Source organism: Brevundimonas sp. (assembly GCF_036402095.1).
Classification (GTDB): Bacteria; Pseudomonadota; Alphaproteobacteria; order Caulobacterales; family Caulobacteraceae; genus Brevundimonas.
The window spans coordinates 1-9,950 of record NZ_DASWTO010000157.1; the positions used below are offsets into that span (position 1 = coordinate 1).

The following is a 9,950-nucleotide window of genomic DNA, read 5'->3' on the forward strand; positions in this document are numbered from 1 at the left end:
CAGTCGCTGCGCATGAAGACCCTGGCCGCCTTCCGCTCGGGCGAGCTGAAGCTGCTGGTGGCGTCAGACGTCGCCGCCCGCGGTCTCGACATCCCGGACGTCAGCCACGTCTTCAACTACGACGTCTCGCACCACGCAGACGACTATGTGCACCGCATCGGCCGCACCGGCCGCGCCGGCAAGACCGGCCAGACCTTCATGATCGTCACCCCGGCCGACGACCGCTCGCTCGACAAGGTCCTCAAGCTCATCAAGATGAAGCCCGAGGAACTGACCCTCGACAGCGTCGACCTGGGCGGCGGCTCCAGCCGTCGGCCCGAGAAGACTGAACGGGCGGAGCCGGCGCGCGAGCGCGGGGAACGGTCGTCGCGTTCGCGGCGCGCCCCCGTCCCGACCGAAGCCCCCGCCGAGGCCGTCGAGCCGGTGGAAGCCGTCGCGGAAGCGCCGGCCCTCGCGCAGGCCGCCCCCGCGGCCGCGGAGGTCGAGGGCGAAGCTACCGCCCGCCGGAGCCGCAGCCGCGGCCGTCGCGGTGGCGCCAGGACCGCGCCTGCGCCCGTCGAGGCCGACCCGACCGAACCGGTCGCCGAGTCGACCGTCGCGGCGCCCGCCGCGGAACGGCCGGCGCAGCAGGCGCACCTCCGCCAATCGGACCGGCGCGGCGCCCGCGCCGAAGCCGAACCCCAGCGCAGTAACGGCCGCCCCTTCGGTGAATCAGAGGTCCCGGCCTTCCTGCGCCGTCCGGTGTCCATCAAGGGCTGAAGGCTCGGGGCGTCCGGCTTTCCGGGCCGGATTTAACCCGCCGTTACCGAACCCCCGTCTAGCTTGCGGCCATGAGGTCGCCGTCTCAAGGCGATCCGCCAGAGGATATCCATGACGGAAGCGGTCGAAGCCACGCTGAGGGGACCCGAAGCCTATTCCCTGGCGCGACGGGCCGTCGAGGCCATGGAGGCCGCTTCGGTCTGGCCGACCCCGCTGAATTTCGAACTGTGGCTGCAGTATCTCGGCGAGCCGGAAGGCCCGCTCGGCCGGGAGATCGAGCGCATGCTGGCGGCCGGCGAACCGTTCACCGAAGCCACGGCCGAGATGCTCGCGGCCGAATATCTGCCCCGCGGCCGCCTGACCGAGGAAATTCGCGACGCCGGCCGGGTGCTGGACCGCGAACTGTCCAGCGTCTCCGAGGCGATTTCCCGCGCGCACAAGGCCCAGTCCGACTATGGCCGCACCCTCGAGGGCGCCGCCGGCAGCCTGGAGTCCGCCGACGGCGCGCCCCAGATCCGGGCCATCGTCTCCGACCTGTCCGACGCCACCAGCAAGATCAAACGCGACAACCAGGCGCTCGAGAAGAAGCTGGAGATGTCGACGCGCGAGATCGCCCGGCTCAGCGAGCACCTCGAACAGGTGCGGCGCGACTCCATGACCGACGCCCTGACCAACCTCGCCAACCGCAAGGCGTTTGACGAGCAGCTGGAGATCACCTGCCAGGCCGCCCTGGCCGGGGGCGAACGTCTGTCCCTGGCCGTGCTCGACATCGACCATTTCAAGCGCTTCAACGACACTTGGGGCCACCAGACCGGCGACCAGGTTCTGCGCTATGTCGCCAGCGTCCTGGCCAAGGCCGCGAAGTCGCCCCGCATCGCGGCCCGCTACGGCGGCGAGGAATTCGCCATCATCTTCCCGCGCGAGAGTCTGCCGGAGGTGGAGACGGCGCTGGAGGCCATCCGCCGGGAGATCGGCTCGCGCTCGCTGCGTCGCCGCTCGACCAATGACGATCTGGGCGCCGTCACCGTCTCCATCGGCTTCGCCCACCGGCGCGCCAGCGAGACCGCCAGCAGCCTGCTCGGGCGCGCAGACGCCGCCCTCTACGCCTCCAAGCGTTCGGGCCGGAACCGCGTGACCTGCGCCGACTGGCTGGACGACGCAGCCGCCTAGACCCCCCGCCAAATCGCGCCATAGTCGTCCGATGCGAAGCTTCGCCTTCAACATCGCCTACTGGGTCTTGTCCATCGGCTACACCCTCGCCGCCGTGATCGCCGCCCTGGCTCCCGGCCGCGGCGCGACCGGCTGGATCATCCGCCGCTACGTCAAGCGCATGGTTCAGGCCATGCGACTGCTGGCCGGCATCCGCATCCAGTATCGGGGCGAGGAACGACTGCCTTCGGGCGCCTTCATAATCGCCGCCAAGCATCAGAGTTGGGGCGACGGCTTCTCGGTCTACGATCGCTTCGACGACCTGGCCTTCGTCACCGGCGACCATCTGGAGAAGTTTCCGCTGATGGCCACGGTGCTGCGCAAGCTGGGGGCCATCGTCGTCAACAACTGCGGCGGCCGCGAAGCCCGCGAGGCGTTGAAGGACCGCGCCGCCGACGCCCATGCCGCCGGCCGACGGATCCTGATCTACCCCGAGGGCAATCTGGCGAAGGTCGGGGAGAAATTCCGCTACCGCGCCGGCGTCTGGCACATGTACCGCGACTTCGACATGCCGGTCGTCCCGCTCGCCACCAACCTCGGCCTGTTCTGGCCGCAGGAGGCGTTCGCGAAACACCCGGGCACGGCCACGCTGGAGTTCCTCGATCCGATCCCGACCGGCCTGCCCAAGGAGGAATTCCTCGCCCGGCTGGAAGCCGCCGTGGAGGGCAAGACCGCCGAACTGATCGCCGAGGCCAGCGGCGGACCGGTCACGCCGGCGGTTCGCGTTCTCGCGCCCGACGAGGCGGCCCGGGCGAAACCCGTCCCCGCCTAGCCCTTCGGCTTCGGTTTCCGGGGCGTCCGGGCGGTCGCCTTGCGCAGGGCCGCCTCGATCGACCGCCGCGCCCAGTCCGCGGCCTCGTCCGGGTCGTCCAGAGCGCTCTCCGGCAACGACCAGTAGGCCATCGCCATCTCTCTCCCGTCCTTCGCCGGATAGGTGAACTGCCGCGCCCCCGCCTGCGCCAGCAGGGGCGCATTGACCTCGTCGGCCTTGAGCCAGATCACCCCGTCGTCCAGCAGGGCGAAGATCAGGCCGTTCACATAGACGGCGGCGCCGCCGAACATGCGCTTGATCTCAAGCGGACCCAGCGCCGCAAGGTGCTCGCGCACCCATTCGCCGAAGTCGGGATCGTAGGCCATGCCTCAGGCCGCCGGGATGACCGCGCCGTCGTACTTCCGGGCGATGAAGTCCTTCACCGCCTGGCTGCGCAGCATGGCCGCCAGCGCCACGATCCGCGGATCGGTCCGGTTGTCGGGACGCGCCACCAGATAGTTGACATAGGGGCTGTCGGCGCCCTCCAGCGTCAGGGCGTCGGTGCGCGGCTTCAGCCCGGCGTCGAGGGCGTAGTTGGTGTTGATCACCGCCATGTCGACCTGGTCCAGCACGCGCGGCAGGGTCGCCGACTCCAGCTCGCGGAAGCGCAGTCCCCTGGGATTGTCGACGATGTCGCGCAGGCTCTGCAGCGGATTGGCCGGGTCCCTCAGCCGGATCAGTCCGGCCTTCTGCAGCAGGATCAGCGAGCGGCCGATCGACGAGGCGTCGTTGGGCACGGCCACCTGCGCCCCCTGCGGCAGTTCGGCCAGCGACCGGTAGCGCCGCGAATAGGCCCCAAGCGGCTCGACATGGACGCCGGCGACGGTGATCAGGTCCGACCCGCGCGAGGCGTTGAACTCGTCCAGATAGGGCTTGGTCTGGAAATAGTTCACGTCCAGCCGCCGCTCGGCCAGCTGGGTGTTGGGCTGGACGTAGTCGTTGAACACCTTGATCTCGATCTCGACGCCCTCGGCCGCCAGCAGCGGCTTGATGTGTTCGAGGATCTCGGCGTGCGGCACGGCCGTGGCGCCCACGATCAGCGGCGCGTCGGCGCCCGCGGCCTTTTCGGCGCCGCCCTGCCCGCAGGCGGCGAGCGTCACAGCGGCGGCGGCGAGGGTCAGGAGGGTGCGGCGGATCATGGAAGGCCTTTCGGGGGAGCGATCAGCGGTGGGAAACGGCGGCGACCAGCCGGTCGCCGAGCATTTGCAGCGCCTGCACCAGCAGCAGGAGCAGGATGACGGTGACCACCATGACATCGGTCTGGAACCGCTGGTAGCCGAAACGGATGGCCAGATCGCCGAGGCCGCCCGCCCCGACCACTCCGGCCATGGCGGTGTAGCTGACCAGGGCGATGGCCGTGACCGTCGCGCCGGCGATGACGCCGGGCATGGCCTCGGGCAGCAGCGCCCGGGTGACGATCTGGAAGGTCGAGCCGCCCATCGCCTGGGTCGCCTCGACGACGCCCTTGTCGACCTCGCGCAGCGCCGTCTCGACGAGGCGGGCGTAGAAGGGCGCCGCCCCCACCACCAGCGGCGGAATGGCTCCGGCGACGCCCAGCGAGGTTCCGACGAGCAGCACGGTCACCGGCAACATGACGATCAGCAGGATGATGAACGGCACCGAGCGCAGGATATTGACCATCAGCGACAGTACGGCGTTGAGCATCGGATTGGCCGCCAGCCGCCCCCTGCCCGACAGGTAGAGCAGCACGCCCAGCGGCACGCCGAACAGCACCGTCAGGGCCATCGAGCCGCCGAGCATCAGCAGGGTGTCCCACGTCGCCCGGCCGATCTCCGGCCAATCCACATTGGCGAAGAAGCCTTCCATCAGACCGCCTCCACCACGACGCCGCGCGCGCCCAGCTGGGCCACCGCGGCCTCGGCGTCGCCTCCAGTGAAGGCCACCACCAGCTGGCCGTAGGGTTCGCCCCGGATGCGGCTGATGCGGCCCGACAGGATCGAATAGTCCACCCCGACCGAACGGGCGACGCGGCTCAGCTCCGGCTCATAGGTCGAGCCGCCGCGGAAGGTCAGTCTCGCCAGCCGCCCGCCGGCCGGCGCCAGGGTGGCGTCGAACGCCTCCTCGCCCTCGGCCAGCATGGCCCGGGTCGCCAGATGCTTCGGATGCAGGAAGACGTCGGCGGTCGCCCCCGCCTCCACCACCCGTCCGTCCTTGAGCACGGCGACCCGATCGCAGACCCGGCGCACCACCTCCATCTGGTGGGTGATGAGCACGATGGTCAGCCCAAGCTCCCGGTTCAGTTGATCCAGCAGGCTGAGAATGTCGTCCGTCGTCTCCGGATCCAGCGCGCTGGTCGCCTCGTCGCACAGCAGCACCTTCGGCTCCGTGGCCAGCGCCCGCGCGATGCCGACCCGCTGTTTCTGCCCGCCGGACAGCTGCGCCGGATGCTTGTGCGCGTGTTCGGTCAGACCCAGCCGCTCCAGCAGTTCCGTCACCCGCCGGTCCACCTCCGCCCCCGGCCGCCCCTCGAGCCGTAGAGGAAAGGCCACGTTCTCGGCGATGGTCTTCGCGTTCAGCAGGTTGAAATGCTGGAAGATCATGCCGATCCGCCGCCGCGCCGCCCGCAGCTCCGCGGGCGCCAGCGCCGTGATCTCCTGACCATCCACGATCACCCGGCCGGCATCCGGCCGTTCCAGCAGGTTGATCGTCCGGATCAGCGTCGACTTGCCTGCGCCCGAGCGGCCGACGACGCCGAACACCTGTCCCGCCTCGACGGTCAGATCGACCCTGTCCAGCGCCACGCGCTCGCCCGCCGCGCTCCGGAAGCGCTTCGTCACCCCGTCCAGCTGGATCATCAGCCGGCGTCCAGGGCCCTGGCGGGGATGATGGTGACGCTCTCGCCGCATCCGCAGGCGTCGGTCTGGTTCGGATTGCGGAACACGAATTTCGAGGCCAGCTTCGTCGTCTCGTAGTCGATCTCCGAGCCGATCAGGAACAGCACGGCCTTTGGATCGATCAGGATGGTGACGCCCTTGTCCTCGACCACCTCGTCCAGCGGCTCGATCTTTTCGGCATAGGCGAAGGTGTATTCCTGTCCCGCGCAGCCGCCGTTCTTCACTCCCACCCGCAGCGCGACGTAGGGCTTGTCCGCGTTCGCCATGATCTCGCGCACGCGCGCGGCCGCCGCCTCGGTCAGGGACACGACCCTGGGGCGCGGGCGGCGGGGACGGGCGGTGGTCTGAAGCTCGGTCATCGCGTCCTCAGAACATGTTCAGGGCCAGCTTGGCCTCGTCGCTCATCTTCGACGGATCCCACGGCGGATCGAACGTCAGCTCGGCGGTGGCCGAGCGGATGCCCTCGACCTTCATGATCGCCTGCTCGACCCACATGGGCATTTCGCCTGCCACGGGACAGCCCGGCGCGGTCAGGGTCATCTCCACCGCCACGTCGCGCTCGTCCGACAGGTCGACCTTATAGATCAGGCCCAGTTCGTAGATGTCGACCGGGATCTCGGGATCGTAGACGCTCTTCAGCGCCTCGATGATCTCGTCGGTCAACCGGTCGAGCTCGGGCTGGCTGATCTTGCCCGAGGCCACGGCCGCGGTGCGTCCCCCGTCATCCACGGCGCCGGCTTCAACTGGGGTCGTCTGGTCGCTCATGCAAAGAACTCACGGGCCTTGATCAGGGCGTCGGCGAAGGCGTCGGCGTCCTCGAGGGTGTTATATAGGGCGAAGCTGGCGCGGGCGCTCGACGTCAGTCCGAACCTTTTCGCCAGTGGCTCGGCGCAGTGCAGGCCGGCGCGCACGGCGACGCCGTAGCGGTCCATCACCTGGGCGATGTCGTGGGCGTGGGCGCCGTCGACGGTGAAGGTCAGGATGGCCCCCTTCCCCTCCGACTCGCCGATGACGCGCAGCCAGTTGACGCCCTCCAGCCGCGACCGGGCGTGATCGTACAGCGCCCGCTCGTGGGCGGTGATCGCAGCCTTGTCGAACTGGGCCAGCCATTCGATCGCCGCGCCCAGACCGATGGCCTCGACGATCGGCGGCGTCCCCGCCTCGAACCGGTGCGGCGGCTTGGCATACCGGACCTCGTCCCGGGTGACCGTCTCGATCATCTCGCCGCCACCCTGGTACGGCGGCAGGGCCTCCAGCGCTCCGGCCGTCCCGTACAGGGCTCCGATCCCGGACGGGCCGTACAGCTTGTGGCCGGTGAAGACGTAGAAGTCGCAGCCGATAGCCTGCACGTCCGGCGCGGCGTGCACCGCCCCCTGACAACCGTCGATCAGCACCTGCGCCCCGGCGGCGTGGGCCATTTCCGTGATCGCCCGCACCGGATTGATGGTGCCCAGGACGTTCGACATGTGGGTCACCGCCACCATGCGCGTGCGCGGCCCCAGCAGATCGGCGTAGGCCGCCATGTCCAGCGAGCCGTCGTCCCTCACCGGGATCCACTTCAGCACCGCGCCCTTGCGCTCGCGCAGCAGATGCCACGGCACGATGTTGGAGTGGTGCTCCATCTCCGAGACAATGATCTCGTCGCCCGGCTGGATCGACTGGCCGATGCCGGAGGCCACGAGGTTGATCGCCTCGGTCCCGCCCTTGGTCCAGACGATGTTGGAGGCCGCTTCCGCGTTCAGGAACCGCGCCACGCTCTCGCGCGCCGTCTCGAACGCCTCGGTGGTCTCGTTGGCCAGGGTGTGCAGGCCGCGGTGGACGTTGGCGTAGCTCCCCTCCATGGTCCTCACCATGGCGTCGATCACCGCCTGCGGCTTCTGCGCCGAGGCGGCCGAGTCCAGATAGACCAGCGGCCGGCCGTTCACCGTCCGCGACAGGATCGGGAACTGGGCGCGCGCGGCCTCGGCGTCAAAACGGGTCACAGGCGAGCCGTCAGCCATTCCCGCACCACCTCTCTCGCGCCGTCGTGTTCGATCCGGTCGACCACCTCGACCAGGAAGGCCTCGGTCAGCAGGGCCCGCGCCTCGTCCAGCGGAATCCCGCGCTGCTGCAGATAGAACAGCGCCGCCGCATCCAGATTGCCGACGGTGTTTCCGTGGGCGCACTGCACGTCGTCGGCGTAGATGACCAGCTCCGGCTTGGCGTCGACCTCGGCCCGTTCGCCGAGGATCAGGGCGTGGTGCCCCATCCGGGCGTCTGTGCCGTCGGCCCCGCGCTCGACCACGATCCGGCCCTGGAAGACGCCGCGCGCGGTATCGCGAACCACCCCCTTGGTCAGCTGCGAGGTGGTCCCGTGGGCGGCGACATGATCGACCACGCTGGTCAGGTCCGCCTGCCGCGAGTCCGACAGGACATAGAGCCCGTCGATGCGCACGTCGGCGCCCTGCCCCGGATGCCGCACCTCGGTCTCGAGGCGCTGCAGCCGCGCGCCCGTCGTCGCGACGGTCTGCCGGTACCGGCCGCCGGCCTCGACCCGCACCTGGGCCTGGGTGATCGAGATCGCGTCCTCCGGCTCGTCGGTCAGGACGATCCGCGTCACCTCGGCGCCGCGCGCCACGTCCAGCTCAAGCCGGTTGTGCGCCACATAGGCCGCGCCCTCGCCCTCGTGGGTCTCGAGGATCAGCAGCTTCGCCCCGGCCCGGGCCGAGATGCGGGCGGTCGCCGCGTGCCCCGTGTCCGTCGCCTTGGAGATGAAGCGCAGCCGCACCGTCTGTTGGCTCGATCCCATGAAGGCGCTCGCCCCCACAGCCCGGCCGTTGACGAACACCATGGCCTCGCCGCCCAGCGCCTCGAACGGCCCGCCCCCGGCGATCGGAATGGCCGCCGAGGGCGACGGCTGCGGTGCTTCGCGAAGATATTTGCGCAGATCGCTGTATTTCCACGCCTCCACCCGTCGCGACGGGAAGCTGGAGGCGTCCTTCAGATCGATGATCGGCAGGGCGTTCACGCCGCCTCCGGCAGGTATTTGTCGTACCCTTCCGCCTCCAGCTGATGCGCCAGCTCCGGCCCGCCCGAGGCGACGATCCGCCCGGCGGCCAGCACATGCACCCGGTCAGGTTTGATGTAGTCCAGCAGCCGCTGGTAGTGGGTGATGACCAGCATGGCCCGCTCGGGGCTGCGCAGGGCGTTGACCCCGTCGGCGACGATGCGCAGGGCGTCGATGTCGAGGCCGGAATCCGTCTCGTCGAGGATCAGCAGCGACGGCTCCAGCAGGGCCATCTGCAGGATCTCCATCCGCTTCTTCTCGCCGCCCGAGAAGCCGACATTGAGCGGCCGCTTGAGCATGTCGAAGTCCATCTTCAGCGCCGCCGACGCCGCCTTGACCATCTTCAGGAAGGCGGGGGCCGACACCTCCTCCTCGCCGCGCGCCCGCTTCTGGGCGTTCAGCGCCGTGCGCACGAAGGTCAGGGCCGGGACGCCGGGAATCTCGATCGGATACTGGAACGACAGGAAGACGCCCTTCGCCGCCCGCTCGGCGGGTTCGAGACCCAGCAGATCCTGGCCCTTCCAGGCGACGGCGCCCTCGGTCGCCTCGTATCCGGGTCGTCCCGACAGGGCGTAGCCCAGCGTCGACTTGCCGGCCCCGTTCGGCCCCATGATGGCGTGCACCTCGCCCGCCGGCACATCGAGCGTCAGCCCCTTGAGGATCGGCTTGTCGCCGACGGAGACGTGGAGGTTGGAGATGGAGAGCATCAGCGGCGGAACCAGAAACGGGGAAGACGGGGATGGAGGTCTGTTTGAAAATAGGCCCGGACGAGTGCGCGTCTGACGTCCTTCGCCTTTACGCCAGCGTCGAGAAGATCGTTGGAGGTCTTCGTAAGCAGGTCATCGATCGCGGAGAAATCGAAGGGGTTGGTCCGGTCCAACTCGGCCCAATCCTGAGCCGCATTCCAGTGCGCCTGGTGGTAGCGGGTCTCCCAATCGAGCGTGGGATCAGCGTTTTTGTCAGTCATCCGACTGACCCTTCCAGCGAGATCGCCACCAGCTTCTGCGCCTCGACGGCGAACTCCATCGGCAGCTCCTGCAGCACGTCGCGCACGAAGCCGTTGACCAGCAGGGCCACCGCCTCCTCCTGCGACAGCCCGCGCTGCTGCGCATAGAACAGCTGGTCGTCGGACAGGCGCGTCGTCGTCGCCTCGTGCTCCAGCTGGGCCGAGCCGTTGCGGGCCTCGATATAGGGCACGGTGTGCGAGCCGCACTCCTTGCCGATCAGCAGGCTGTCGCACTGGGTGAAGTTGCGCACCCCGGTCGCCTTC

At 69.4% G+C, this 9,950-nt stretch carries 14 protein-coding genes; 3 read left to right on the forward strand and 11 right to left on the reverse strand.

From position 1 onward, the window contains the following. From VGD32_RS10880 to VGD32_RS10890, 3 genes are all read left to right on the forward strand, one after another. Window positions 1-759: C-terminal helicase domain-containing protein (locus tag VGD32_RS10880; RefSeq protein WP_331031906.1), on the forward strand; the 759-nt coding region annotated here is incomplete at its 5' end. A 111-nt stretch (window positions 760-870) separates the two neighbouring features. After that, the gene (locus VGD32_RS10885; RefSeq protein ID WP_331031907.1) at window positions 871-1,929 is read left to right on the forward strand and encodes a GGDEF domain-containing protein; all 1,059 of its coding nucleotides are present in this window, start codon (window positions 871-873) and stop codon (window positions 1,927-1,929) included. A gap of 31 nt (window positions 1,930-1,960) precedes the next feature. After that, complete coding sequence (locus VGD32_RS10890; protein ID WP_331031908.1) at window positions 1,961-2,740, forward strand: 1-acyl-sn-glycerol-3-phosphate acyltransferase; 780 nt, start codon at window positions 1,961-1,963, stop codon at window positions 2,738-2,740. On the opposite strand, the gene VGD32_RS10895 is transcribed toward VGD32_RS10890, so the two are convergent. From VGD32_RS10895 to VGD32_RS10945, 11 genes are all read right to left on the reverse strand, one after another. Further along, window positions 2,737-3,105 carry a TfoX/Sxy family protein gene (locus VGD32_RS10895; protein WP_331031909.1) on the reverse strand — a complete coding sequence of 123 codons (369 nt, stop codon included), beginning with the start codon at window positions 3,103-3,105 and terminating at the stop codon, window positions 2,737-2,739. The two genes, VGD32_RS10890 and VGD32_RS10895, sit on opposite strands and share 4 nt — an antisense overlap. A 3-nt stretch (window positions 3,106-3,108) precedes the next feature. Continuing rightward, window positions 3,109-3,918, reverse strand: a complete 810-nt coding sequence (locus tag VGD32_RS10900; protein ID WP_331031910.1) for a MetQ/NlpA family ABC transporter substrate-binding protein — start codon at window positions 3,916-3,918, stop codon at window positions 3,109-3,111. Window positions 3,919-3,940: 22 nt separating this feature from the next. After that, window positions 3,941-4,606 carry a methionine ABC transporter permease gene (locus VGD32_RS10905; protein WP_331031911.1) on the reverse strand — a complete coding sequence of 222 codons (666 nt, stop codon included), beginning with the start codon at window positions 4,604-4,606 and terminating at the stop codon, window positions 3,941-3,943. Further along, complete coding sequence (locus tag VGD32_RS10910) at window positions 4,606-5,595, reverse strand: methionine ABC transporter ATP-binding protein (RefSeq protein WP_331031912.1); 990 nt, start codon at window positions 5,593-5,595, stop codon at window positions 4,606-4,608. The genes VGD32_RS10905 and VGD32_RS10910 overlap by 1 nt, the downstream gene beginning before the upstream one ends. Further along, complete coding sequence (locus tag VGD32_RS10915; RefSeq protein WP_331031913.1) at window positions 5,595-5,993, reverse strand: iron-sulfur cluster assembly accessory protein; 399 nt, start codon at window positions 5,991-5,993, stop codon at window positions 5,595-5,597. Before VGD32_RS10915 ends, VGD32_RS10910 begins: the two co-directional genes overlap by 1 nt. A 7-nt stretch (window positions 5,994-6,000) precedes the next feature. Continuing rightward, entirely contained in the window at window positions 6,001-6,399 is a 399-nt protein-coding gene (locus VGD32_RS10920) for an SUF system Fe-S cluster assembly protein (protein ID WP_331031914.1), read from the reverse strand. Beyond that, a complete protein-coding gene (locus tag VGD32_RS10925) occupies window positions 6,396-7,634 on the reverse strand; it encodes a cysteine desulfurase (RefSeq protein ID WP_331031915.1) in 1,239 nt (412 codons plus the stop codon). The genes VGD32_RS10920 and VGD32_RS10925 overlap by 4 nt, the downstream gene beginning before the upstream one ends. Further along, a complete protein-coding gene (sufD, locus tag VGD32_RS10930; protein ID WP_414644412.1) occupies window positions 7,613-8,632 on the reverse strand; it encodes a Fe-S cluster assembly protein SufD in 1,020 nt (339 codons plus the stop codon). Before sufD ends, VGD32_RS10925 begins: the two co-directional genes overlap by 22 nt. A gap of 5 nt (window positions 8,633-8,637) precedes the next feature. Beyond that, window positions 8,638-9,387 (reverse strand): Fe-S cluster assembly ATPase SufC, encoded by a 750-nt coding sequence (gene sufC / locus VGD32_RS10935; RefSeq protein WP_331031917.1) that lies wholly within the window; start codon window positions 9,385-9,387, stop codon window positions 8,638-8,640. After that, complete coding sequence (locus tag VGD32_RS10940; protein WP_331031918.1) at window positions 9,387-9,647, reverse strand: hypothetical protein; 261 nt, start codon at window positions 9,645-9,647, stop codon at window positions 9,387-9,389. The genes sufC and VGD32_RS10940 overlap by 1 nt, the downstream gene beginning before the upstream one ends. Continuing rightward, window positions 9,644-9,950: SufD family Fe-S cluster assembly protein (locus tag VGD32_RS10945; protein WP_331031919.1), on the reverse strand; the 307-nt coding region annotated here is incomplete at its 5' end. The genes VGD32_RS10945 and VGD32_RS10940, both read right to left, overlap by 4 nt.

Coding starts and splice junctions, on each gene's coding strand:
- VGD32_RS10920 (WP_331031914.1), bottom strand. CDS start 6,399: ATGAGCGACCAGACGACCCCAGTTGAAGCCGGCGCCGTGGATGACGGG.
- VGD32_RS10900 (WP_331031910.1), bottom strand. CDS start 3,918: ATGATCCGCCGCACCCTCCTGACCCTCGCCGCCGCCGCTGTGACGCTC.
- VGD32_RS10910 (WP_331031912.1), bottom strand. CDS start 5,595: ATGATCCAGCTGGACGGGGTGACGAAGCGCTTCCGGAGCGCGGCGGGC.
- VGD32_RS10905 (WP_331031911.1), bottom strand. CDS start 4,606: ATGGAAGGCTTCTTCGCCAATGTGGATTGGCCGGAGATCGGCCGGGCG.
- VGD32_RS10885 (WP_331031907.1), top strand. CDS start 871: ATGACGGAAGCGGTCGAAGCCACGCTGAGGGGACCCGAAGCCTATTCC.
- VGD32_RS10925 (WP_331031915.1), bottom strand. CDS start 7,634: ATGGCTGACGGCTCGCCTGTGACCCGTTTTGACGCCGAGGCCGCGCGC.
- VGD32_RS10890 (WP_331031908.1), top strand. CDS start 1,961: ATGCGAAGCTTCGCCTTCAACATCGCCTACTGGGTCTTGTCCATCGGC.
- VGD32_RS10895 (WP_331031909.1), bottom strand. CDS start 3,105: ATGGCCTACGATCCCGACTTCGGCGAATGGGTGCGCGAGCACCTTGCG.
- VGD32_RS10915 (WP_331031913.1), bottom strand. CDS start 5,993: ATGACCGAGCTTCAGACCACCGCCCGTCCCCGCCGCCCGCGCCCCAGG.
- sufC (WP_331031917.1), bottom strand. CDS start 9,387: ATGCTCTCCATCTCCAACCTCCACGTCTCCGTCGGCGACAAGCCGATC.
- VGD32_RS10940 (WP_331031918.1), bottom strand. CDS start 9,647: ATGACTGACAAAAACGCTGATCCCACGCTCGATTGGGAGACCCGCTAC.